Raw genomic sequence first — 22811 nt, 5'->3', positions numbered from 1 at the left:
TTTCCCCGGCGGCGGGCGCGCCATCTGATGAAGGCGACGGAACGGACGGAGTCGGATGGACGCAAACTTCTTCAACGAGATGTACCAGGCAGGCGCGCCCCGGCAGCCCTACCGCGCGCTGGAAGCGTGGCACCGCGAGATGCCGGGCGAGCTGCGGCATCTCAAGCAAGTCGAGGCAGAGGCGCTCTTTCGCCGCTTCGGCATCACCTTCGCGGTCTACGGCGAGGGCGGCGATCCCGATCGCCTCATTCCCTTCGACATGTTCCCCCGCGTGTTCACGGCCACGGAATGGCGGCGGCTCGAACGCGGCATCAAGCAGCGGGCCCGGGCGCTGAACGCGTTCCTGTCGGACATCTACGACCGGGGCGAGATCGTGCGCGCGGGCCGCATCCCGGCCCGGCTGGTCTATGGAAACGAGGCCTACGAGATCGCGGCGGCCGGCGTGCGGCCTCCGCTCGGCGTCTACAGCCACATCGTCGGGATCGACCTCGTGCGCACTGGCCCCGACCAGTTCTACGTGCTCGAGGACAATTGCCGCACGCCCTCGGGCGTTTCCTACATGCTGGAGAACCGCGAGATCATGATGCGCATGTTCCCGCAGCTTTTCCAGCAGATGCGGATCGCGCCGGTGGACGGGTACGCGCGGCTGCTCAAGCGCACGCTGGCCTCGACCGCGCCCGCGAGATGTCCGGGCGATCCCCGCGTCGTCGTACTCACGCCCGGCCCCTACAACTCCGCCTATTACGAGCACAGCTTCCTCGCCGACCTGATGGGCGTGGAACTCGTGGAAGGACAGGACCTCTTCGTCGAAGGCGACCATGTCTGGATGCGCACCACCGAGGGGCCGCAGCGGGTCGACGTGATCTACCGGCGCATCGACGACGCGTTCCTCGATCCGCTCTGCTTCCGCCACGACAGCGCGCTGGGCGTTCCCGGCCTCATGAACGTCTACCGCTCGGGCGGGGTGGCGATCTGCTCGGCGCCGGGCGCGGGCGTCGCCGACGACAAGGCGGTCTATTGCTACGTGCCCGAGATGATCCGCTTCTATCTCGGAGAGGCGCCGCTTCTGGAGAACGTGCCCACCTGGCGCTGCGGCGAGCCCGACAGCCTGGCCTACGTGCTCGACCGGCTGGACGAGCTCGTGGTCAAGGAGGTGCACGGCTCGGGCGGCTACGGGATGCTCATCGGCCCCAAGGCCGACGCGGCCACGCGCGCGACCTTCGCCGCGAAACTGCGCGAGGCGCCGGCGAACTACATCGCGCAGCCGACGCTTGCGCTCTCGACCTGTCCCACCTTCGTGGACGAGGGCGTCGCGCCCCGGCATGTCGACCTGCGGCCGTTCTGCCTCGTGGGCGAAACCGTGGAGCTGGTGCCGGGCGGCCTGACCCGGGTCGCGCTCGCCGACGGGTCCCTCGTGGTGAATTCCAGCCAGGGCGGCGGCGTCAAGGACACATGGGTGATCGCGGAATGAGCCGATGCTGAGCCGCACCGCCGCCAACCTCTTCTGGATCGCACGCTACCTCGAAAGGGCGGAAACGACCGCGCGGCTGCTGGATGTGGGACACCGTAACGCGCTTCTGCCCAACACCGACGGGGGGTTGCGCAACGAATGGGAGGCCATCCTCCAGGCGAAGGGCGTGGCGCAACGCTTTTCCGAGAAATACGGCGATCCGGTGCAGCGCAACGTCGAGACCTTCCTCTTCTTCGACCTCGACAACCCGTCCTCGGTGGGCGCCTGCCTCGCCTCGGCCCGCGAGAACGCGCGCATCGTGCGCACCGCGCTCACCAGCCAGGTCTGGGACGCGATCAACACCGGCTTCCAGGAATTCCGGGAGATGACCCGGACCGAACGCTCCAAGCTGCCCCTGCCCGAACTCACCGACTGGGTGACGCGGACCACGGCGCTGATCCGCGGTGCGATCGACGCCACGCAGCTGCGCGACGACGGCTACCATTTCCTCAACCTCGGCTACGCGATCGAGCGCGCCGACAACACCGCGCGGCTGCTGGACGTGAAGTATTACGTGCTGCTGCCCAGCGTCACCTATGTCGGCTCGGGTCTCGACAACTACCAGTGGACCACGCTGCTGCGCGCGATGTCGGCGCACCGCGCCTACAACTGGGCCTATGGCGGAGAGCTTTCGGCCACGCGCATCGCCCATTTCCTGATCCTGAACCGCGCCCTGCCGCGCTCGCTGCTGACCTGCGCCGGGATGGCGGCAGAGCACCTGGAGGCGCTTTCGCGCGGCTACGGGCGCTCCACCGCGGCGCAGGCGCGCGCGCGCGCGCTTCTCGCGGGGCTCGCCGAGGCGCAGGTCGAAGAGATCTTCGACGAGGGGCTGCACGAGTTCCTCACCCGCTTCATCGGCGAGACCGCCTCGCTCGCCCAGGCCGTGCACGACGTCTACCTGACCGGGGAGGCCCGATGAGGATCCGGATTTCCCATCTGACCCGCTACCGCTTTGCGCAGCCCGTGCGCGGCGCGGTCCAGAGCCACAACCTCACCCCCGTCGACACCGACGGCCAGCGCGTCGTCGACTGGTCGGTGGAGGTCGAGGGCGCGACCTGGGGCGCGCCCTTCCGCGACGGTGCGGGCAACAGCATCCGCACGATGAGTGTGCGCGGCCCGATCAGCGAGGTCGCGGTGGCGATCCTGGGCACCGTCGAGACCCGCGACACCGCCGGCGTCCTGCGCGGCCACCGCGAGGCGGTGCCGCCCCTGGCCTATACCCGGCCCACGCGGCGCACGCAGCCCGACCGCGCGCTGGCCGAGCTGTCGCGCGCCGCGCTTGCGGGCCTAGACGCGGCCCCGGCGCTCGAACGGGCGCATGCGCTCGCGGCGGCGGTGGCCGACGCGATCGCCTACCGCCCCGGCGAAACCTCGGCCCACACCACCCCTGCAGAGGCGCTCGCGCAAGGCGCGGGCGTTTGCCAGGATCACGCGCAGGCGCTGATCTCCGTGGCGCAGTTCGCGGGGATCCCCGCGCGCTACGTCACCGGATATCTCTTCGCCAGCGCCGACGGCACCCCCCACGAGGCGAGCCATGCCTGGGCCGAGCTTCATATCGCAGGCCTCGGTTGGGTGGGCTTCGACCCGGCCAACCGGTGCTGCCCGGACGGGCATTACGTGCGCCTCGGCTCGGGGCGGGACGCGGCCGAGGCCGCGCCGATCCGCGGCGTGGTGCGCGGCGATGCGAGGGAAGAACTCGAGGTGCGGGTCGCGGTCGAGGACGCGCAGCAGTAACCCCGTTGCGGGCCGCGCCGGCGCGCCCTATCGTTCGCGCCAATCGAAGGGGAACGGTCCATGACCTATTGCGTGGGCTTGCTGTTGAAGGCGGGCATGGTGCTGCTGTCGGACACCCGCACCAACGCGGGCCTCGACAATATCGCCACCTACCGCAAGATGTTCACCTTCGAGCGTCCCGGCGAGCGCGTGATCGCCATCATGACGGCGGGCAACCTGTCGGTGACGCAGACCACGCTGGCGCGCCTCGCCGAGGCGGCGAACGACCCCGAGGCCTGCGAGGCGCGCTCGATCCTGCGGGCGCCGACGATGCTGGACGTCGCCGGCATCGCCGGCGAGATGCTCTCGCAGGTGATGGTCGAGACGACCCAGCGCATGGACCGCATGCATCAGAGCGCCTCGGCCTCGCTCATCGTGGCGGGCCAGCGCCAGGGCGGCCCGATGCGGATGTTCCTCGTCTATCCCGAGGGAAACTTCATCGAGGCCACGGAGGACACGCCCTACCTGCAGATCGGAGAGCACAAATACGGCAAGCCGATCCTCGACCGGGTGGTCACCGCGGACACGTCGCTTGCCGACGCGCGCAAGGCGGTGCTTTTGTCGATGGACTCCACCCTGCGGTCCAATCTCAGCGTGGGGATGCCGCTCGATCTCGTGGTGATCGAGCGCGACGCCTTCGCGGTGGCCGAGGAACGCCGCATCGAGCCCAGCGACGAGGCTTTCGCGGCGATGAGCGCGGCCTGGAGCGGGGCGCTCCGCGAGGCGTTCACGCGGATCGGCGAACGCTAGTGCCAGCGCGCCCCGGCCGCCCCTCTCGGCTGGGCGCCGGGTCGGCCGGTCGCCTCCTCCGGGGTCGTGTCGCAGACGGCAAGGGCCAGCCCAGCGACCTCGGCCGCGGCGGCCAGCGCGCCCGCCATGTCGGCGCGCACGAGCAGGCAGGCGATCAGCATCGCGTCCTCGCGCTCACCCGCGGCGGCCGAGGCGCAGAGCCGCGCGAAGGCGGCCTCGTCCCCGCCCACGCAGGGGCAGTTCGCAGAATGGCGCGCGAGTGGCCGGCGCGCGTGGCCCGTGACGATGCGGCAACAGGTATCGAGACCCGAAAGCGCCGCAGCCGCGCGGCGCGGGCCGAACCGCGCCTTGAGCGCCGGGCCGAACGTGGCGAGCCCCTGCGGACCGTCGCACCAGTGGCGGAACGCCTGCACGACCCGCGCCTCGCCCGCGCCGAGATCGTCGAGCCGCGCCACGGGGGCACCGCCCCTCATCGCGCCGCCCGTTCTATGCGCTCGAGGACGGTTTCGAGATCCGGCTCGCCGGGCAGCGCGCCGTCAAGCGCCTGCTGGACCACCTCGTGCCAGCCGGGCAGTGGCTGTCGGGACGCCTGCCGGGGCTGGGGTTCGGTCCTTTCCTGCATGGCAGATCCTCCACTCTGACGTGACGGGCGGGCCCGCGCGGCCCTCTTCCCGAAATCCTGAGCGTTTCACTTTGCCGAGTCAATCCTGATTCTTTTTGTCGCCATAAAATCGGAGAATGGCGCAGGCCGATCGATCAGGCCCGCGCGAGCGGCGCCTAGAGGCACTCCGCCATGCTGGCCGCCATGCCGCGCAACAGCGCGGGGTAGAACGCCGGGCCGGGCTCCAGCGCCACGCCGAGCGGGTCGATCACCGCGGTGTCGAGTTCGCTTTCCGAGGCGACCGCCGCCACGAGGCCCGGGTCGAACTGGGGTTCCGCGAGAACGCAGGACACGCCGCGCTCCGCGATCGACCGGCGCAGCGCGGACAGTCGTGCCGGCCCGGGATCGGTCGCATCGGCAAGGGCGATGGCCCCCGCCGCGTTCAGGTCAAAGCGATCCTCGAAATACTGGTAGGCGTCGTGGAACACCACGAAGGTGCGGTCCCTCACCGGCGCGAGCGTCTTCTCGATGTCCGAAACGGCGGCGTCGATCGCCTCACGGCCCGCGTCGGCGTTGGCGGCATAGGCCTCCGCATTGGCCGGATCCGCGTCGGCGAGCGCGTCCGCGATCAGGCCGAGCCAGGCCTTCGCGTTCTCAGGGTCGAGCCAGGCGTGGGGGTCCGTCCCGTCATGGGCGTGATCGTGCGCCCCCGCATGATCGTCATGAGCCTGCTCGTCATGAGCCTGCTCGTCATGGGCATGGTCATCATGGCCATGGTCCTCGTGTGCCTGCTCCTCGTGGCCATGGTCCTCGTGTGCATGATCGTCGTGGCCGTGCGCGTCGTGGTCATGCTCTCCGTCAACCGGCTTGCCGCCAAGGAGCACCGTCTGGCGGAAGGGAAGCGTCCGTGTCTCCTCCGCCTCGAGAAGTTCCAGCACCACCGCGCCCTCGGCCAGCGTCCCGACCGCGCGCCCGAGCTGCGGCGACAGGTCCTCGCCGATCCAGACCACCAGCTCGGCCTCGGACAAGGCCCGCGCCTCGGACGGGCGCAGCGCGTAAGCGTGCGGCGACGCGCCCGCAGGCATCAGCAGCGACGGCGTGCCGACGCCCTGCATCACCTGCGCGACCAGCGAGTGCACCGGCGCGACGTCGGCGGCGACGCGCGGCGGCTCTGCCAGCGCAGCAGGAGAGGACGCGGCGCCGAGCGCGGTGGCGGCGAGAAGACGCTTGAACATCGGAAGGCCCCTTGTGATTATGTAACACATCGCCTAGCTGATAATTGGTATATTATAACATCGCAAGCCCTGAAACGAGAGCCGCATGTCCCTCATCGGATTCGAGCACCACAACCACGCAAGCTGTATCGAAAGCGCCGTCGCCGCCGCGGAAGGCTATTGCGCCGAGAACGGGCTGCAGTTCACCCCGGTGCGCCAGCGCGTGCTCGAGCTGCTGCTCGCGCAGCACCGCGCCATGGGCGCCTACGAGATCCTCGACGTGCTTCGCGAGGAAGGACTCGGCGCGCAGCCGCCCGTCGCCTATCGCGCGCTCGATTTCCTCGTGCGGCACGGATTCGCCCACCGCGTCGAGAAGCTGAACGCCTTCACCGCCTGCGCCCATCCCGGCGAGACCCACAGCCCCGTCTTCCTGATCTGCCGCGCCTGCAACACGGTGGCCGAGGCGCAGGCCCAGGGCGCGACCGGGATGCTCGCTTCCGCCGCGCGCGACAGCGGGTTCCGGGTCGACCGCGCCGTCGTCGAGGCCGAGGGCGTCTGTGCGCGTTGCCGCGAAGGCCACGCGGGATGAGCCTGATCGAGACGCGCGACCTGACCGTCCGGCTTGGCCGGGACACGGTGTTGAAGGACGTGAGCCTGGCGATCGCGCCGGGCGAGATCGTGACCGTGGTAGGCCCCAACGGATCGGGCAAGACGACGCTTCTGCGCGCGCTCATCGGCGCGGTCGGGGCTGCGGGAGGCACTGTCACGCGCACGCCCGGCCTGCGGATCGGCTATGTGCCGCAACGCCTGCACATCGACGCGACGCTGCCGCTGACGGTGACGCGGTTCCTGAACCTGCCCCGGCGCGTGCCCCGGGCCGAGGCGGACGCGGCGCTGGCGCGCGCGGGCGCCGGAGGTCTCGGCGGGCGGCAGATGTCCGATCTTTCCGGCGGGCAGTTCCAGCGCGTGCTTCTGGCCCGCGCGTTGCTGGAGCGGCCCGACCTGCTGATCCTCGACGAGGCGACTGCGGGGCTCGACCAGCCCGGGCAGGCGGCGTTCTACCGCCGGATCGAGGAGGTGCGGCAGGAAATGGGTTGCGCGGTGCTGATGGTGAGCCACGAGCTTCACGTCGTGATGAGCGCGTCGGACCGCGTGATCTGCCTGAACCGCCACGTCTGCTGCGAGGGCCGGCCCGACGCCGTCGCCTCCGCCCCGGAATACCGCGCGCTTTTCGGCACCGGGACCCAGGGCGCGCTCGCCCTCTACCGCCACGAGCACGACCACACCCACGACCTGCCGGCCGCGCACGAGACCGCGAAAGAGGCGGTCGGCTGATGCTCGACGATTTCCTGCTGCGCGCGGCGCTTGCCGGGGTGGGTGTCGCGCTTGCCGCCGCACCGCTGGGCTGCTTCGTGGTCTGGCGGCGCATGGCCTATTTCGGCGACGCCACCGCCCATGCCGCGATCCTCGGCGTGGCGCTGGCGCTCGCCTTCGACATCTCGATCTTCGCCGGCGCACTGGCCATGGCGCTCGCCATGGCGGGCACGGTGTCCACGCTGTCCGGGCGCGGCTTCGCCATGGACACGCTGCTTGGCGTGCTGGCCCATTCCGCCCTGGCGATCGGGCTCGTGTCGGCCTCCTTCCTCAGCGGGGTGCGGATCGACCTGATGGCCTATCTCTTCGGCGACATCCTCGCCGTCAGCCGCACCGACCTCGCGGTGATCTGGGCGGGCGCGGCGCTGGTGGTGGCGCTGATGGGCTGGCGCTGGCAGGCCTTGCTGACGGCGACGCTGAACCCCGACCTCGCACGGGCGGCGGGCATCCGGCCCGGACGCGAACAGCTTGTCCTCACCGTGGCGCTGGCCGTCGTGGTCGCGGTGGCGATCAAGGTCGTGGGCGTGCTTCTGATCGCGGCGCTTCTCATCATCCCGGCCGCCGCCGCGCGCCCCTTCGCGCGCACGCCAGAGACGATGGCCGCCATCGCCGCGCTGATCGGCGTCGCCGCCGCGCTCGGAGGGCTGCAGGCCTCCTTCGCCTTCGACACGCCCACCGGGCCCACGATCGTCACGGTGGCCGCGCTGATCTTCGCGGTGTCCGGCGTGGCCAGCCTCGCGCTTCGCGCCGCGCGCTGAGGGGGGCACGGGATCAGGCGCGGCGCGCGTCGGTTCGCGCCGGCCCGTCCGAGCCGCCGCGCGCCCGCATCCAGTTCCACGACAGCACGGCAAGGATGACCGCGGCGCCCAGAACCTCGACGCGGAGGTCGGGATAGAAGATCGCCACCGTCGCCGGGATCACTGCCACGCGCGAGAAGATGTCCATCCGGCCGAACAGCCAGCCTTCAATGGCAGCGGCGAAGGCGGCCAGCGCGAGGATCGCCGTGACGCCCGTCCAGAGCACGACCAGAGGCGGCCCGCCCAGCACCATCTCGGGGTTGTAGACCATGAAGAGCGGGATGAGGTAGAGGCCCTTTGCGAACTTCCACGCCTGCACCGAGGTGGCCATGGGCTTCGCCCCCGCGATGGCCGCGCCCGCGAACCCCGCAAGCGCGATGGGCGGCGTCACGTTGCTGTCCTGCGAGTACCAGAACACCACCAGATGCGCGATGATGAGCGGGATGCCGAACTCCTGCGTGAGCGCCGGCCCCACCAGCACGATCAGCACGATGTAGGCCGCCGTCACCGGCAGCCCCATGCCCAGCACGAGGCTCGCGATCAGCACGAGGAACAGCGCGAGCACCATGTTCCCGCCCGAGAAGGCCACCATCATGGACGAGAACTTGAGCCCCAGACCGGTGAGCCCGACGACGCCGACGATGATGCCCGCCACGGCGCAGGCCACCGAGACCGCGACCGCGTTCCGCGCGCCCAGCGCCAGCGCCTGCGCCACCAGGCGCGCCCCGTTGCCAAGCGCGGTCCGGATCCGCTCGGCCGTGGCCGGATGTCCCGCCCGCGGCTCGAGCACGAAGATGTCGAGCGCCGCGCGGAGCCCCGCGACACCCAGTATGGCGAGGATCGCCCAGAACCCCACCCGCATGGGCGAAAGGTTGTTCAGCAGCAGATAGACCAGCAGGAAAAGCGGGATGACGAATTGCCAGCCCTCCGCCATGACCCGGGCGAAGGTCGGAAGCTCGTCCCGCGGCATTCCCTTCATCCCCGCCTTCATCGCGACGATGTGCACGAAGAGATAGACCGTGCCGAGATAGAGGAAGGCCGGAAAGATCGACATCAGCACGATCTCGACATAGGGAATCCGGGTGTATTCCGAGATCAGGAAGGCGCCCGCCCCCATCAGCGGGGGCGTGATCTGTCCGCCGGTGGACGCCGCCGCCTCGATGCCGCCCGCCTGCGCGGGGCGGTAGCCCAGCCGCTTCATCAGCGGGATCGTGAAGGCCCCAGTCGTGACGACGTTGGCGATGGCCGAGCCAGAGATCGAGCCCATGCCCGCCGAGGCGACCACCGCGGCCTTCGCAGGCCCGCCCGGCCGATTCCCCGTGGCGGCGTAGGCGAGGTCGATGAAGAATTTGCCCGCGCCCGTGACCTCTAGAAACGCCCCGAAGAGCACGAAGATGAAGACGTAGGTCGCCGCCACGCCGAGCGGCAGGCCGAAGATCCCCTCCTGCCCGAGGTATAGCTGCCCCACCAGCCGGTCGAGCGAGGCGCCGCGATGTTCCAGGATGCCGGGCAGCCACTCGCCGAGCCAGGGCAGTTCCCCGCGAGAGCCCGCGAGCGCGTAGAGGATCGCGGCGAGCCCGATCACGGTCATGCCCAGGCCCACCGCGCGCCGGCTCGCTTCCAGCACGGTGACGGTGGCGAGGATGCCCATCCAGATATCGGTCTGCGACCAGAACCCCGCCCGGTTGATGATCGCGTCGAGGTTCCAGGCGATGTAGCCGCCGGCGACCGCGCCCGCCACGAGGAAGGCCCCGTCGACCAGCCACGCCAGGGGGCCGCGCGGGCGGTCCGGCCCGGTGACCGGGAAGATCAGGAAGGCGAGCACCAGGATGAAGCTGAGATGGATCGTGCGCTGGTAGAAAAGCCCCAGCGGCTCGATTCCCGCCCCGTAGAGCTGGAAGAGCGAAAGCGCGATCCCGACAAGGAAAACCGCCACCGCGACCGCGCGGGGCTGCGCGCCCACTGGGGCGACGAGGCGGGTCGTGTCGGCGGGGATGGCGCTCATCCGGTCAGTCCTCCGGCACGAGGCGGATCGTCACCCGTGCGCCGGCGGCCCGCGGCGACAGTCGGTGCGCCGCGCCGCCGGTGACGAGGCGGTGATCGACCCGCTCGGAGCCCACCCGGAGGCTGAGCGCGTTGTCGGGGATCGCCTCGCGGAGGCCCTCGATCCAGTAGCCGCCGCGCGGCGCCGAGACGAGCCGGCCGCCGCGCCCCTCGACCGTGCCGAGACCTGCGGCGAAATCATGCAGGTAGGACCGCCGAAGCACCATCTGCCCCCCGTCGTTCACGAAACAGTCCGCCACCTCGCCGCCCGTGACCGAATGGTTCCAGCGCAGGCACCACTCCCCGCCCTCGGGCGCGCGTTCCGCCAGCAGAACGTGGCCGTCCGCGCCTTCGACCGTCAGCATGTCGGCCATGGCGGGCGCGGCGGCAAGGAAAAGGGCGGCCGCAACCGGCCGCCCCCATCGGCGTTGCACGGCTCAGTCGCGCAGACGGTCGGGAATTTCCGCGCCCGTCTCCTCGTAGTAGCGCAGGGCGCCCGGGTGCATCGGGATCGGCGTCGCGCCGAGGGCGAATTCCACCGTGGTGTCGTTCGCCGCCGGGTGCACCGCGATCAGCTCGTCCACGTTCTCGAACATGTTCATGGTGATCTGGTAGGCCAGCTCCTCGTCCATGGCCGCGTTCACCACGAGCACGTTCGGCACCGCGATGGTCGGCACCGGCGCCTCGACGCCTTCGTAGATGCCGGCGCGGAGCGTGTAGGCCGCGAAGGTGCCGTGCTGCTCCTGGCCCGCGGCCACCTCTTCGTCCGTCAGCGGCACGAGGCGGATGTCGCGGGTCGCGGCGAGGTTCATGATCGACGAGGTCGGCGGCCCGACCGACCAGAAGCCGGCGTCGATGTCGCCGTCGCGCAGCGCGTCCGCGGTTTCGTTGAAATTCAGCCGCTGCTCGTCGATGTCGTCGTAGGTGATGCCGTTCGCCTCGAGGATGCGGCGGGCGTTGACCTCCGTGCCCGAGCCGGGCGCGCCGACCGAGACGCGCTTGCCCACGAGATCCGAGAGGCCCTCGATGCCGCTGTCGGCAAGCGTCACGATCTGGATCGCGTTGGGGTAGATCGAGGCGAGCGCGCGGGCGTCCACGGCGCGTCCCTCGAACTGGCCCGCGCCCTCGTAGGCATCCACCACGGTGTCGGCGAGCGCGATGGCGATGTCGACGTCCTGGCGCGAGATGAGCGCCATGTTCTCGACCGAGGCGCCGGTGACCTCCGCCGTGGCCGAGGCGCCCTCGACGTGGCGGCCGATCAGCTCGGCAAGGCCGCCGCCGTAGGGATAGTAGGTGCCGCCGGTGCCACCGGTGGCGATGGCGAGATCCTGCGCCTGCGCGCCGGAGCCGAGCGCCACGGCAGCCGCCGCGGCGAGCATGAATCGTTTCATGGTCGTCCTCCCAGTTGCCGGGAGCGGGTGTGCCCCGCCCCTCGTTTGCGCGCCCAGTTCATTGCCCGTGGGCAGAGATGTCAAGCTCTGGCCCCATGGGCCCCTGTGGCGAAGAGCGGCTGCCCGCGCTCAGAAGAGCCCGTAATACTCGCGCTGCTCCCATTCGGAGACGGTGGCGAGGTAGCGCCGCCATTCCGCCCGCTTGATCGTGGAAAGCCACCGGACGGTATCCGCGCCCCAGACGGCGGGCCAGAGGTCGGAGGCCTCGAACGCGTCGACCGCAGCGCCCAGATCGGCCGGAAGCCGTGGCGCGTCGCTGCCATAGGGATCCTCGACCGGCTCGGGTGCCGGAAGCCCGCGCGCCGTCCCGTCTCGTCCCGCCTCGATCTGCGCGGCGAACACGAGGTGCGGGCAGGCGGCCGGTTCGGCCACGCGATTCTCGACCCGGCTCGCCGCGTCGCCCGGCGCGATCAGCGCGCGGATCATGGCCCCCTTGTTGTCGCGGCCCCACTGGATGCGGTCCGGGGCCAGCATGAAGGGCTGGTAGCGCTTGTAGCCGTTGACCGTGGGCGTCGTGAGCATGCAGCTTTCCTCTGCCCGCTCCAGAAGTCCCGCGATCCAGCCCGACGCCGTCGGCGTCAGCCCGTCGCCCTCGGGCGCGAAGAGGTTGCGGCCGCCCGCGTCGCCCACCGACTGGTGCAGGTGCCAGCCGCAGGGCACCACGCCCTCGAGGCGCGGGCGCGACATGAAGCTCGCATGGAGGCCCATGCGGCGGCAGACCTCCTTGGTGGCGTGGCGGAAGAGCACCATCGCGTCGGCGTGCGACAGCGGGTCGGCGGGCTCGAACGTCATCTCGCACTGCGACGGCCCGAACTCGACCTCCATCGAGCGCACGGGCAGGCCGAGCTTCTGCGACGCGCGGCGGATCGCGTCCATCGCCTCTTCCAGCGCGTCGTAGCGCGCCTCGGTGAGATACTGGTAGCCTTGGGCAAGAAGCGCCGTCTCGGGCGGGGCGCCGGGCATGCCGGCATCGGCGTGGGCGAGCCGGGCGTCCTCGACCCGGTGGACGTGAAACTCCACCTCGAGCCCGCAGGTCATGCGCAGGCCGTCGGCGGCAAGGCGCGCCACCGACCGCTTGAGGATCGAGCGCGGGCAGAACGGCATCTCGCCGCCATCGGCGTAACGCAGATCGCACAGCATCCAGCCGTTGTGCTGCGACCAGGGCAGGACACGGAAGGTTTCCGGATCGGGCAGCATCAGCATGTCGCCCGCGCCGTTGAGCCGGCCGTCTCCGATGCCGGGGCCGCCCTCCCAGACGGGGAAGACGGTGCGGTGCGACGTGTCCTTCAGCAAGAGCGTGGAGGTCATCGCCACGCCGGAGCGGAAGGCCGAGGCAAGCGCCGCGGCCGCCAGCGCCTTGCCGCGCAGGATGCCGTGCTGGTCCACGAAGGAGAGGCGGACCACCTCGAGCCCGCGGCGCTGCACCTCCTCCAGCACCTCCGCCGCGCGCGCGAGCGCGGCCGCGTCGTAGAGGCCAAGCCGCGCCGTGCGCCCCCCTTCGAGGTCTCCAGCGCTCATTCCGCGGCGAGCGGTGCGGACCAGTCGCAATGGGCGCGGCGATGGGCGTCGGCCTCGCGCCAGAGCGCGTCCCAGCGATCGGTCGGCCCGATGGCGTCGATGGACACCGGCCCCTGCACCCGCTCCGCGCCCGCGCCGCGCAGCGGCAGGTCGTCGATCTCGCCCGCCTCCACCTTGTCGATGGCCGCGCGCAGCATCCGGCGGTAGCGGATGATGGCGACGTCGGTCTTGCCCAGATGCTCCTGCGTGCGATCCTGGATCGCACCCATGCTCTCCACCGCCCACTGGTCGTGCACGTTGATGTCGAGCCCCATGCCCGTGTAGGTCTCGCGCACCTGCTCCTCGGGGTCGTAGCCGTAATTGTTGCGCCGGTTCTTGAGCGGCGCGTAATCGGGTAGCCGGTGCTCCTTCAGGCGCTGCTCGCGCATCAGTTCCCGGTTCACCGGGTCCGTGTAGCTGGTGAACATCGAGAACCAGTAGCAGTGGGTGTCATCCACCGGAACGTGCCACTGGGTGATGGTCATCTCGTTCGAGATCGGGATGCAGATCGCCTCGGGGAAGACCTGGTTGGTCACGCGGACATGGCTGCGCCCGTCCTCCATGTGCCGCAGTGCGACAAGGCGCAGGCCGTGATCGGTCTCCTCGACCCTGATCTCGGGGCGCGGATACTCCCGCAGAAGCTGCGTCATCGGCATGTCGGTCTGCCCTGCCCGGTCGCGGAACTGCTTGCCATAGCTCTCGGCCGGGTCCTCGTCCTGGAGGAAGCGGTGCAGGAAGGAGGCGTGCACCGGGTCGATGCCCACCTCCATCGCCTGCAGCCAGTTGCACTCCCACAGGCCCTTGAAGGCGAAGACGTGGCTTTCGGGCGCGCGGAAGCAGTCGAGATCGGGGAAGGCCGGCGGCTCGCCCGGCCCCATGTAGGCCCAGACGATCCCGTTCTTCTCGACCACCGGGTAGGCGGTGGTGCGGATGTTCCCGGCAAGCGGCGAGCCCTCGGGCTCGCCCGGCGTCTCCACGCACTGGCCGGTCCGGTCGAAATGCCAGCCGTGGAACGGGCAGCGCAGGCCGCCGTCCTCGCGCCGGCCGTAGCAGAGGTCGGCGCCGCGGTGCGGGCAATGCCGCCCGATGAGCCCGAGTTCGCCGGACGTGTCGCGGAACAGCACGAGATCCTCGCCCATCAGCCGCACGGGAATCACCGGGCGCGGCCCGGACAACTCTTCCGAAAGCGCGGCGGGCTGCCAGTAGAGGCGCAGGACAGCCCCTGCGCCGGTACCCTGCTCCACGCGCGTGATCCTGTCGTTGAGTTCCTGGCTGATCATCCGGGCCTCCTTGCCAAGCGTGAATTGGCATTTGCGCGAAAATCGCACTGGCGATACATTATCGGAATGTTGAGTCAGCCGCGCGGGACTGTCAAGCGCGCGAGGGAGGGTCGCGGCGATGGCCGGAACCACAGAGATCTCCACCTCGGACACGTCGCTCACCTTCGCCAAGGGGCTGTGCGTGCTGAAATGCTTCGACGCCGACGCGCAGCAGCTCACCATCCCCGAGATCGCCCGGCGCTGCGGCATCGACCGCGCGGTGGCGCGCCGGCTCGTGCTCACGCTGGTGCGGCTGGGCTATGTCCGGCAGACCGGGCGCAGCTATTCCCTGTCGCCGCGCATTCTCGTCCTGGCGGGCGGGTTCCTGCAGGGGCGCCGCTTCGGCCTTGCGATCCAGCCGGTGCTCGAGGGATTCGCCGCGCAGTGCGGGCAGCCGCTTTCCATGGCGATGCGCGACGGGGAAGACGCGATCTTCCTTGCCCACACGGGCGGCGACGGGCTGGCGCCGCGGCTGGGCTTCACCGTGGGCAGCCGGCTGCCGCTTCTCGCCACCGCGATGGGCCGCGCCCTCGTCGTGCAGGAACCGCCCGAGCGCCGCGCGCAGCTGGTGGCCGAGGCACCGGTCGCGGCCTGGACCGAGAAGACCATCACCGACCGCGCCGCCGTGATGCGCCTCATCGAGGGGGCCGCGCCCAGCGGGATCATGCACTGCGACGGCGAGTTCGAGCCGGGCGTCACCGCCACGGCGATCGGGTTTCGCTGCTCGGGCGGGGAAATCGCCGCGGTCGGCCACTCCGCGGAAGGGTCCTTTTACGAGATGCCGGGATTCCGGCCGCGGATCGAGGCCACGCTGCAGCGTTGCGCCTCGGCGCTCCGGGGGCTTCTCTAGCCGTCCTGCAGGCGCGGCATGTAGGTCGGCTGCAACGCGCCGAGCGCCTCGCGCACCTCGGGGGACGGATCGCCATAGACCGTCATGCGCAACGGACGCACCAGCGCAAACAGCGGGCGCGCGAAACGCCGCGTGAACCCCTGCAAATGCTCGACCACGGCGGTATCGTTCGAAAAGCCCATCAGCAGATGCAGCCGTTCGCCATCCTCCGAAAGATGGACATCGCATTGCAGCGTGCCCGCCTCCTCCTCCCGGGCCTGGTAAAGCAGGTCCTGCGCGATCGCGGCCAGATCGTCGTCCGGCGCGCCGCGCAGTTCGGTCTCGAGCACCCAGCGCAGGTAAAGCGTCATTGCGCACCCCTCCCGCGCCGCGACGGTGCAGCTCGCTTCGGCATCATCCTCGTCATCACCAGGCCCCGAGTTTCCAGTCGGGGCGAGGCATAAGACAGAATCGCTGCCGCGCTAAGCCGAAAAGCGACAGCGCGGCGCCGTGGCCGCCGCCGGGTCGAACGCGCTTGACAACCGCGCCGGGCGGCGGGCACCTTCGCCCTGCTTCGGTTCCGGCGTTTCGGCGTCGGATGAAAAGGGAACGCAGTGAGAACCCGGCTTCGCGCCGGCCCGAATCTGCGGCTGCCCCCGCAACTGTGAGCGGAGAGCGAAGCCGGAACATGCCACTGCGGCGCCTAGGGGCGCGGCGGGAAGGCCCGGCCAAGCGACGACCCGCAAGCCAGGAGACCTGCCGAGGCGATCACCCTGTCCTGGCGCGGGGCGCGCCACGGGCAACGGACCCTTCCGTCGAGGTGACAATCGTTTCGTCGTCCGCGAGGGGCCGGTCATGCCGTCCGTCGCGGGCATTCACCGGCCGTCGGCCCCCGGGCCGCCATGAAGGGACAGATCCATGACCCGCCTTCCACTCTCCGCATCCGCCGCCGTCGCGGCGCTTCTTTCCGCCTCCCAGGCCCTGGCCCAGGAAAGCTTCGATCTTGGGGAGATCGTCGTTTCCGGCGCGCTCGTCCCGCAAGAGGTCAACCGCACCGGCGCCATCGTCGACGTCCTCGACGAAGAGGCGCTCGACGAGGCGCCGCTGACGCTCGAGCGCACGCTCGATCGCATTCCCGGCGTGTCCTTTTCCTCCAACGGCGGCCTCGGCAGCGCCAGCACCGTGCGGATTCGCGGCCTCGGCAGCGCCTATGTCGGCGTGCGCATCGACGGCATCGACGTGAGCGACCCGTCGGCGGTTCAGCTCGGCTTCGACTTCGGCGGCCTGACCAGCGCGGGCCTGCAACGCGTCGAGGTGGTGAGGGGCTCGCAATCGGCGCTTTACGGCTCCGAGGCGATCGCGGGCGTGGTGGACGTGACCACCTTCCGCGCGAGCGAGCCCGGCACCTTCGTCAAGGGCTTCGCCGAGGGCGGCAGTTTCGGCACGGCGCGGGGCTCGGTCGGGGTGGCGACCCGCGGCGAGCGCGGCGCGCTCGCCTTCAACCTCGCGCGCACCGAGACCGACGGTATCTCGGCCCGCGCGGGCGATTCGGAGGACGACGGCTACGAGGAGACGTTCATGTCGCTCTCGGGCGATTACGAGGTGGGCGAGGGTGTCGTGCTCGGGTTTTCCGCCTTCCACCGTGACGCCGAGGCGGAAATCGACAACTTGGTCTTTGACGCCAGCTTCAATCCCATCGTGGACGCCAATGGCAGATATGTCGTTGACCCCATAGGCACGAATCTCTTGGAGCAGACCGGCGCGCGCGTCTTCGCGGAAATCGCGGCCTTCGGTGTGGATCACACCTTCAGCTATTCGACCTTCCGCTCGGAACGCCGCGACCCGGGCGGCGTGATCAAAGCGTTCGACGGCGACCGCGACCAGCTTTCCTATCTCGGCACGACGGAGCTGTCGGGCGGGACCACGCTCAGCTTCGGGCTCGACCGCACCGAGGAGGAGTACGAGACCGATTTCGACGCGGGCTCTTCGGTGACGACCTCGGCGCTGGCCGAGGCGATCTTCCGTCCGCGGGACGACCTCGATGTCGCGGTTTCGCTGCGCTACGACGACAACGACGATTTCGGCGGCAATACCTCCGGGCGCGTCGCGCTCGCCTGGCGCGCGCGGCCGGACACGACGGTCCGCGCCGTGGTCGGCACCGGCTTTCGCGCGCCGTCGCTCTTCGAGCGGTTCAGCGCCGCGGGTGATCCGACCCTGAAGGTCGAGAAAAGCCGCAGCGTGGAGCTTGGCGTCGAGCGGCGCTTCGGCGAGGAGAGCTTCGTGCAGGCGACGGCCTTCTACGCCGAGATCGACGACCTGATCGGCTTCGACGGCGCCGCCACGGCCTGCGGCAGCGGCTTCGGATGCTACAACCAGGTTCCCGGCACCACGGTCAGCAAGGGGCTGGAGATCGAGGGGCGCTACGCCCACACCGACCGCGTGGCCGTCTTCGGCGCCTATACCCTGACGGACGCGGAAACCGACGGCACGCGGCTCGCGCTCGTGCCGCGCCACGACCTCACCCTCGGGGTGGACGTCGATTTCACCGACCGCCTTCGCGGCACCTTCGACGTGCAGCGCGTGGCCGACGTGGAGCCCAGCGCCTTCGCGCCGCCGAACAACGACGTGAGCGACTACACGCTGGCCAACCTGGGCTTTTCCTACGCGGTGACCGACACGGCGGAGGCCTATCTGCGCGTCGAGAACCTCTTCGACGAGGATTACGAGACGGTGGGCGGCTACAACATGCCGGGCCGGGGGATCTATGTCGGGCTGCGCGCGTCGTTCTGATCGGCGGCTCCGGCGCGCCGCGGCGGCGCTCGGGCTCTGGCTCGGGCTGTCCGTCGCGGCGGCGGGCCCGGGCGGCGCGGACGAGGCGCCGCCCGCCCGCGTCGTCTCGATCAACCTCTGCACCGACCAGCTCGCCATGATGCTCGCGGCGCCGGGGCAGCTCCACTCGGTGACGAACCTCGCCACCGATCCGCGCGTCTCCGCCATGGCCGAAGAGGCGGCCGCCTTCCCTTCGAACCGCGGCGCCGCGGAGGACATCTACCTCATGCGGCCCGACCTCGTGCTCGCCGGGCGCTACACGGCCCAGCCCACGGTCGCCATGCTTCGCCGCCTCGGGATTCCGGTCGTCGTGTTCGATCCCGCGCTCTCTCTCGACGACGTGCGGACCCGGATGGTCGAGATGGGCGCGGCGCTGGGACAGGAAGAGGCCGCCGCGCGCGCGGTCGCAATCTTCGACGCGCGCCGCGCCGCGCTGCGCGAGTCCGTTTCGCGCAGGCCAAGCGCGGCGCTCTACTACGCCAACGGCTACACGGCGGGCGACCGCTCGCTGGCCGGCGAGATCCTCGCCGCCGCCGGCTTCGAAAACGTTGCCGAGGCGGCCGGCCTCTCGGCGGGCGGGCGGATGCCGCTCGAGGTGCTGGCGCTGGCCGCGCCCGAGGCCGTCGTGACCGCCCGGCCCTATCCCGGCGCCTCGCGCGCCGAGGATATCCTCGACCATCCGGTGGTGCGCGCCCTGCGCGAGGGCCGTGCCGCGGGCGCCTTCGCCGACCGCGACTGGATCTGCGGCACGCCGCATGTGCTGGCGGCCATCGAGTCGCTGGCCGAGCTGCGCCGCACCCTGCCGCCGGAGGGGCCGGAGTGACGCGCCTCGCGCTTCTTCTCGGTGCGCTCGTCGCGGCCCTCTTTCTGGGCTCGCTCACCATCGGGCCGGCGGGCGTGGGCGCGGGCGAAAGCCTTCGCGCCCTCGTCGCGGGCGATGCCGGCCCGCTCACCCTCGTGATGCGCGAGATCCGCCTGCCCCGCGCGCTCCTCGCCGCCATCGTGGGGGCGAGCCTCGGCCTCGCGGGCGCGGCCATGCAGGGCTACCTGCGCAACCCGCTGGCAGAGCCGGGGCTCATCGGCGTCTCGGGCGCCGCGGCGCTCGGCGCGGTGATCGCGCTTCAGACGGGCCTCGCGGCGAGCTGGGCGCTCGGCCTGCCCGCCGCCGCGCTCGCCGGGGCGCTCGCCGCCGTGCTTCTCGTCGTCGCGCTCGCGGGCCCGCGGGGCACCTCGCTCACGCTCATCCTCGCCGGCATCGCGATCTCGGCGCTCGCCGCCGCGCTCACCTCGCTGGTGCTCAACCTCTCGCCCAACCCCTTCGCGGCGAGCGAGATCGTCTTCTGGATGATGGGTTCGCTCGCCGACCGCTCGATGAGCGATGTCTGGGTCGCGCTGCCCTTCACCGCGCTCGGCTGGGCGCTTCTGATGACGATGGGGCGGGGGCTCGACGCGCTCACGCTGGGCGAGGACGCGGCGGGCGCGCTCGGCATCCGGCTCGGGCGGCTTCAGGCCGCGCTCGTCCTCGGCACGGCGAGCGCGGTGGGCGCGGCGACCGCGGTGGCGGGCACCATCGGCTTCGTGGGCCTCGTGGTGCCGCATCTTCTGCGCCCGCTCGTGGGCGCGCGGCCCTCGCGGCTTCTGTGGGCCTCGGCGCTCGGCGGGGCAGCCATGGTGCTCGCCGCCGACATCGCGGTGCGCCTCGTCCTGCCCGAGCGTGACCTGAAACTCGGGGTGCTGACCGCGCTCGTGGGCGCGCCGCTCTTCCTGCATCTCATCTACCGGACGCGAAGGGAGATGGGATGAGCCTGCTGTCGCTGTCGGATCTCTCGGTGCGGCTGCGCGGGCGCGACGTGCTGGCGGGCGTCACCCTCGATATCGGCCCCGGAGAGGTCGTGGGGCTGATCGGCCCCAACGGCGCGGGCAAGACGACGCTGATGCGCGCGGCGCTCGGCCTTCTGCCCGCCCGCGGCCACAGCAGCCTTGCCGCCTTGCCGCCGCGCGCCCGTGCGCGGGCCGCGGCCTGGATGCCCCAGGCGCGCGAGATCGCCTGGCCCGTCAGCGTCGAGACGCTGGTGATGCTCGGCCGGATCCCCCACATGGCCGGTGGCCAGCGCCCGTCGGAGGGCGACATCGCGGCGGTGGAGCGGGCGCTTGCCGCCATGGGCCTCGGGTCGTTCCGCCACCGCACCGCCACGCGGCTGTCGGGCGGCGAGCAGGCGCGCGCGCTGATCGCCCGGGCGCTTGCCCAGGACACGCCCCTCATCGTGGCCGACGAGCCCATCGCGGGGCTCGATCCCGCGCACCAGATCTCCACCATGAAAAGCTTCGCGCGGATCGCGGAAGACGGGCGCGCGGCGCTCGTGTCGATCCACGATCTGGGTCTGGCCGCGCGCCACTGCACCCGGCTCGTGCTGCTCGACGGCGGGCAGGTAGCCGCGGACGGGCCGCCCGGCGAAGTGCTGACACCTGCCCGCCTTGCCGAGGTGTTCCATGTGCGCGGCTTCTTCGAGACCACGGCGGCGGGCCCGGTCTTCCAGGCGCTCGACGTGATCGGCTAGGGACCGCAGCCTTCAGCCGCCCGCGACGCCCGCCTCCGCGAAGGTCGCCATCCCGTCATGGCAGGCCAGCGCCGCGCGGACCACGCCGAGCGCCAGCGCCGCGCCCGAGCCCTCGCCCAGCGCCATGTCGAAGTCGAGCACCGGGCGCCGGCCCATCGCGTCGAGAAGGCGGCGGTGCCCCGGTTCCCGGCTGACATGACCCGCGAGGCAGTGATCGAGCGCGCCGGGCGCCGCCGCGTGAAGCGGGGCCGTGGCGGCGGTGCAGATGAACCCGTCCAGCAGCACGGGAATCCGCCGCGCGCGCGCCTCCAGCACCGCCCCGCAGATCGCCGCCTGCTCGCGCCCTCCGATCCGGGCGAGCCAGTGCAGGCCCCTTGTTCCCGCGTGGCGGGCGAGCCCGGCCTCGACCGCCGCGACCTTGCGCGCCCGCACGGCATCGTCCGCACCGGTGCCGGCGCCCACCCAGCCTTCCGCCGGGCCGCCGAAGACGGCCGCGGCAAGCGCCGCCGCGACGGTGGAATTGCCGATGCCCATCTCGCCCAGCACGAGGATGTCCGCATCCGGATCGACCGCCGCCGCGCCCTGGCGCATGGCGTCGAGCGTCTCGTCCTCGCCCATCGCCGGGCCTTGGGTGAAATCGCCGGTCGGGCGGTCGAGGTCGAGCGCCACCACGGCGAGCGCCGCCCCCGTGACCCGGCAGATCTGGTTGATCGCCGCGCCGCCCGCCTCGAAATTGGCGACCATCTGGGCCGTTACCGCCTGGGGGAAGGGATTGACGCCCTGCGCGCAGATCCCGTGATTGCCCGCGAAGACGAGCGCCTGCGCCGTCTCGAGCCGGGGGCGCGGATCGCCGTGCCAGCCCGCGACGAAGACCGCGATCTCTTCCAGCCGGCCGAGCGAGCCGGGCGGCTTCGTCAGGCTGGCCTGACGGGCGGCGGCGGCGCGGGCTGCCGCGTCGTCGAAGCCGGGCAGCGCGCCGGCATGGGCGGCCAGATCGTCCAGCCGCGCGGGATCAGGGATCGAGGTCATTGGGTTTCAGCCTCAGGGGGCAGCCCGCGACGGAGAGCCAGACTTCGTCCGCCTCGGCCGCGATCCGCTGGTTGAGCCAGCCCGCCGCGTCGCGGAATTGCCGCGCGAGCGCGTTCTCCGGCACGATCCCGGCGCCCACCTCGTTGGTCACCAGAACGACGGGCGCGCGCTGCCGCGCGAGGGTATCGGCCAGCGCCTCGGCCTCGGCGTGCCAGTCGCGCCCGCCGAGGACGAGATTGCTGAGCCAGAGCGTCAGGCAATCCACGAGGCGCGGCCCGGCGCCGTCGCTGTCGTCGAGCGCGGCCGCCAGCGCCAACGGCGCCTCGAGCGTGCGCCAGCCGTCCCCGCGCCCGGCGCGATGGGCGGCGATGCGGTCCGCCATCTCGGCGTCGCGCGCCTCGGCGGTGGCGATGTAGACGGGACCCCGCCCGAGGCGAAGCGCCAGCCTTTCGGCCAGGCCGGTCTTGCCCGACCGCGCGCCACCTGTCACGAGAATCTTCGTCGCCATGCCAGGGCAGAAAGCAGAGCCGCGCGGCGAAGGGAAGAGCCGCTTTGCCGGACGGTCGGCGCGGGGCGTTCAGCCGGGCGCGTCCTGCGCCCGCGCCCAATCATGACGGGCGCGCCGCGGCTCCTGTCCCCAGACCATCCAGAGGAGCGCGCCCTGGAGGTAGAGCGCGACCCCCCCGAGACCGAGCCAGGCAGCCCGCGAGGCGAGGCTTTCGCGCGGCATGTCGAGCAGCAGGTTGATCGCCGTGTCACCGAGGATCACGACCAGTATCCCCGTCAGCAAAACCTTGTGCAGCATAAGCAAAACAGTTTTCACCATTACTCTCCTTGTTCACTCGTGATGCCACGGGTCTGGCCGACAGGGCGCGAACTGGTTTGGCGGAAAGCTGATATTTGTGAGTCATTGACCGCGAAGAGTCCTGCCAGCACGCGAAAACGGAAAATTAAGCAAGCCCGCGAAACAATCCACGAGCTGCGCCTTTTGCCGCGCCGCGCCTGGTGCCGCGCACGCGAGGAGGCGGCCGAAAGCCGCGGCCGGCCCGTGCATGATCGGGTCCCGCCCAGTTCGGTGGCATTCGTTCAGCCGAAGCGCCGGATAGGCGCCGACATGACGCCGGAGAGGCTCGTGGCCGAAGACGCGACCCCATTCGCGCCGGATTCGGCCGAGCGG

The 22811-nt window shown here is 71.1% G+C and carries 24 protein-coding genes and 1 riboswitch; of the genes, 12 read left to right on the top strand and 12 right to left on the bottom strand.

All coding sequences use genetic code 11. The features are described 5' to 3' along the window. Positions 1–55 precede the first annotated feature (55 nt). From AB6A69_RS03580 to AB6A69_RS03565, 4 genes are read left to right on the top strand one after another with little or no spacing between them, the layout of a single operon-like run. A complete protein-coding gene (locus tag AB6A69_RS03580) occupies positions 56–1471 on the top strand; it encodes a circularly permuted type 2 ATP-grasp protein (protein ID WP_371059731.1) in 1416 nt (471 codons plus the stop codon). Positions 1472–1475: 4 nt separating this feature from the next. Further along, a complete protein-coding gene (locus AB6A69_RS03575; RefSeq protein WP_371059730.1) occupies positions 1476–2429 on the top strand; it encodes an alpha-E domain-containing protein in 954 nt (317 codons plus the stop codon). Next, entirely contained in the window at positions 2426–3244 is an 819-nt protein-coding gene (locus AB6A69_RS03570; protein WP_371059729.1) for a transglutaminase domain-containing protein, read from the top strand. Before AB6A69_RS03575 ends, AB6A69_RS03570 begins: the two co-directional genes overlap by 4 nt. Positions 3245–3304: 60 nt before the next feature. Continuing rightward, positions 3305–4033 (top strand): peptidase, encoded by a 729-nt coding sequence (locus tag AB6A69_RS03565; RefSeq protein ID WP_371059728.1) that lies wholly within the window; start codon positions 3305–3307, stop codon positions 4031–4033. Here the strand turns inward: AB6A69_RS03565 and AB6A69_RS03560 are convergent. From AB6A69_RS03560 to AB6A69_RS03550, 3 genes are all read right to left on the bottom strand, one after another. After that, positions 4030–4506, bottom strand: a complete 477-nt coding sequence (locus AB6A69_RS03560) for a hypothetical protein (protein WP_371059727.1) — start codon at positions 4504–4506, stop codon at positions 4030–4032. The genes AB6A69_RS03565 and AB6A69_RS03560 overlap by 4 nt on opposite strands. Beyond that, complete coding sequence (locus AB6A69_RS03555; protein ID WP_371056606.1) at positions 4503–4655, bottom strand: hypothetical protein; 153 nt, start codon at positions 4653–4655, stop codon at positions 4503–4505. The genes AB6A69_RS03560 and AB6A69_RS03555 overlap by 4 nt, the downstream gene beginning before the upstream one ends. 155 nt (positions 4656–4810) lie before the next feature. Then, positions 4811–5869 carry a zinc ABC transporter substrate-binding protein gene (locus AB6A69_RS03550; RefSeq protein WP_371059726.1) on the bottom strand — a complete coding sequence of 353 codons (1059 nt, stop codon included), beginning with the start codon at positions 5867–5869 and terminating at the stop codon, positions 4811–4813. 85 nt (positions 5870–5954) lie between these two features. Between AB6A69_RS03550 and AB6A69_RS03545 the strand changes: the two genes are divergently transcribed. Genes AB6A69_RS03545 through AB6A69_RS03535 form a run of 3 tightly spaced genes read left to right on the top strand, consistent with a single transcriptional unit; the run spans position 5955 to position 7980 of the window. Next, positions 5955–6437: a transcriptional repressor gene (locus AB6A69_RS03545; RefSeq protein WP_371037115.1), complete on the top strand. Its 483-nt coding sequence runs from the start codon at positions 5955–5957 to the stop codon at positions 6435–6437. Next, positions 6434–7183 (top strand): ATP-binding cassette domain-containing protein, encoded by a 750-nt coding sequence (locus AB6A69_RS03540; RefSeq protein ID WP_371059725.1) that lies wholly within the window; start codon positions 6434–6436, stop codon positions 7181–7183. Before AB6A69_RS03545 ends, AB6A69_RS03540 begins: the two co-directional genes overlap by 4 nt. Continuing rightward, entirely contained in the window at positions 7183–7980 is a 798-nt protein-coding gene (locus tag AB6A69_RS03535; protein WP_371037117.1) for a metal ABC transporter permease, read from the top strand. Before AB6A69_RS03540 ends, AB6A69_RS03535 begins: the two co-directional genes overlap by 1 nt. 13 nt (positions 7981–7993) lie before the next feature. On the opposite strand, the gene AB6A69_RS03530 is transcribed toward AB6A69_RS03535, so the two are convergent. The 5 genes from AB6A69_RS03530 to AB6A69_RS03510 form a co-directional block, all read right to left on the bottom strand. Then, positions 7994–10024: a TRAP transporter permease gene (locus AB6A69_RS03530; RefSeq protein WP_371059724.1), complete on the bottom strand. Its 2031-nt coding sequence runs from the start codon at positions 10022–10024 to the stop codon at positions 7994–7996. A 4-nt stretch (positions 10025–10028) separates the two neighbouring features. Next, positions 10029–10436 carry a DUF1850 domain-containing protein gene (locus tag AB6A69_RS03525; protein ID WP_371037119.1) on the bottom strand — a complete coding sequence of 136 codons (408 nt, stop codon included), beginning with the start codon at positions 10434–10436 and terminating at the stop codon, positions 10029–10031. A gap of 63 nt (positions 10437–10499) precedes the next feature. Next, positions 10500–11453, bottom strand: a complete 954-nt coding sequence (locus AB6A69_RS03520) for a TAXI family TRAP transporter solute-binding subunit (protein WP_371056602.1) — start codon at positions 11451–11453, stop codon at positions 10500–10502. Between the two features lie 129 nt (positions 11454–11582). Beyond that, positions 11583–13031, bottom strand: coding sequence for a glutamine synthetase family protein (locus AB6A69_RS03515; protein WP_371059723.1), 1449 nt, complete (start codon positions 13029–13031; stop codon positions 11583–11585). Next, positions 13028–14350 (bottom strand): Rieske 2Fe-2S domain-containing protein, encoded by a 1323-nt coding sequence (locus tag AB6A69_RS03510; RefSeq protein ID WP_371059722.1) that lies wholly within the window; start codon positions 14348–14350, stop codon positions 13028–13030. Before AB6A69_RS03510 ends, AB6A69_RS03515 begins: the two co-directional genes overlap by 4 nt. A 118-nt stretch (positions 14351–14468) precedes the next feature. Here AB6A69_RS03510 and AB6A69_RS03505 point away from each other — a divergent pair, with 118 nt between their 5' ends. Further along, positions 14469–15239 carry a helix-turn-helix domain-containing protein gene (locus AB6A69_RS03505; RefSeq protein ID WP_371037123.1) on the top strand — a complete coding sequence of 257 codons (771 nt, stop codon included), beginning with the start codon at positions 14469–14471 and terminating at the stop codon, positions 15237–15239. Here AB6A69_RS03505 and AB6A69_RS03500 read toward each other — a convergent pair. Continuing rightward, positions 15236–15589: a hypothetical protein gene (locus AB6A69_RS03500; RefSeq protein ID WP_371037124.1), complete on the bottom strand. Its 354-nt coding sequence runs from the start codon at positions 15587–15589 to the stop codon at positions 15236–15238. The two genes, AB6A69_RS03505 and AB6A69_RS03500, sit on opposite strands and share 4 nt — an antisense overlap. Positions 15590–15776: 187 nt before the next feature. Then, positions 15777–15997: riboswitch (cobalamin riboswitch) on the top strand. 139 nt (positions 15998–16136) lie between these two features. Here AB6A69_RS03500 and AB6A69_RS03495 point away from each other — a divergent pair. Genes AB6A69_RS03495 through AB6A69_RS03480 form a run of 4 tightly spaced genes read left to right on the top strand, consistent with a single transcriptional unit; the run spans position 16137 to position 20605 of the window. Then, complete coding sequence (locus tag AB6A69_RS03495) at positions 16137–18008, top strand: TonB-dependent receptor plug domain-containing protein (protein ID WP_371059721.1); 1872 nt, start codon at positions 16137–16139, stop codon at positions 18006–18008. After that, entirely contained in the window at positions 17983–18870 is an 888-nt protein-coding gene (locus AB6A69_RS03490) for an ABC transporter substrate-binding protein (protein WP_371056596.1), read from the top strand. Before AB6A69_RS03495 ends, AB6A69_RS03490 begins: the two co-directional genes overlap by 26 nt. Beyond that, positions 18867–19850, top strand: coding sequence for a FecCD family ABC transporter permease (locus tag AB6A69_RS03485; RefSeq protein WP_371059720.1), 984 nt, complete (start codon positions 18867–18869; stop codon positions 19848–19850). Before AB6A69_RS03490 ends, AB6A69_RS03485 begins: the two co-directional genes overlap by 4 nt. Then, positions 19847–20605 carry an ABC transporter ATP-binding protein gene (locus AB6A69_RS03480; RefSeq protein WP_371037128.1) on the top strand — a complete coding sequence of 253 codons (759 nt, stop codon included), beginning with the start codon at positions 19847–19849 and terminating at the stop codon, positions 20603–20605. The genes AB6A69_RS03485 and AB6A69_RS03480 overlap by 4 nt, the downstream gene beginning before the upstream one ends. A gap of 12 nt (positions 20606–20617) precedes the next feature. On the opposite strand, the gene cobT is transcribed toward AB6A69_RS03480, so the two are convergent. From cobT to AB6A69_RS03465, 3 genes are all read right to left on the bottom strand, one after another. After that, the gene (cobT, locus tag AB6A69_RS03475; RefSeq protein ID WP_371059719.1) at positions 20618–21634 is read right to left on the bottom strand and encodes a nicotinate-nucleotide--dimethylbenzimidazole phosphoribosyltransferase; all 1017 of its coding nucleotides are present in this window, start codon (positions 21632–21634) and stop codon (positions 20618–20620) included. Then, positions 21618–22142, bottom strand: a complete 525-nt coding sequence (gene cobU, locus AB6A69_RS03470) for a bifunctional adenosylcobinamide kinase/adenosylcobinamide-phosphate guanylyltransferase (RefSeq protein ID WP_371059717.1) — start codon at positions 22140–22142, stop codon at positions 21618–21620. The genes cobT and cobU overlap by 17 nt, the downstream gene beginning before the upstream one ends. Before the next feature lie 69 nt (positions 22143–22211). Continuing rightward, positions 22212–22457 (bottom strand): hypothetical protein, encoded by a 246-nt coding sequence (locus AB6A69_RS03465; protein ID WP_371037131.1) that lies wholly within the window; start codon positions 22455–22457, stop codon positions 22212–22214. Between the last annotated feature and the right edge of the window lie 354 nt (positions 22458–22811).

This window comes from Rhodosalinus sp. 5P4 (assembly GCF_041365695.1).
GTDB lineage: Bacteria > Pseudomonadota > Alphaproteobacteria > Rhodobacterales > Rhodobacteraceae > Rhodosalinus.
Note: the sequence above shows the minus strand (reverse complement) of the source record. Positions and strands in the feature narration are given on the sequence as shown.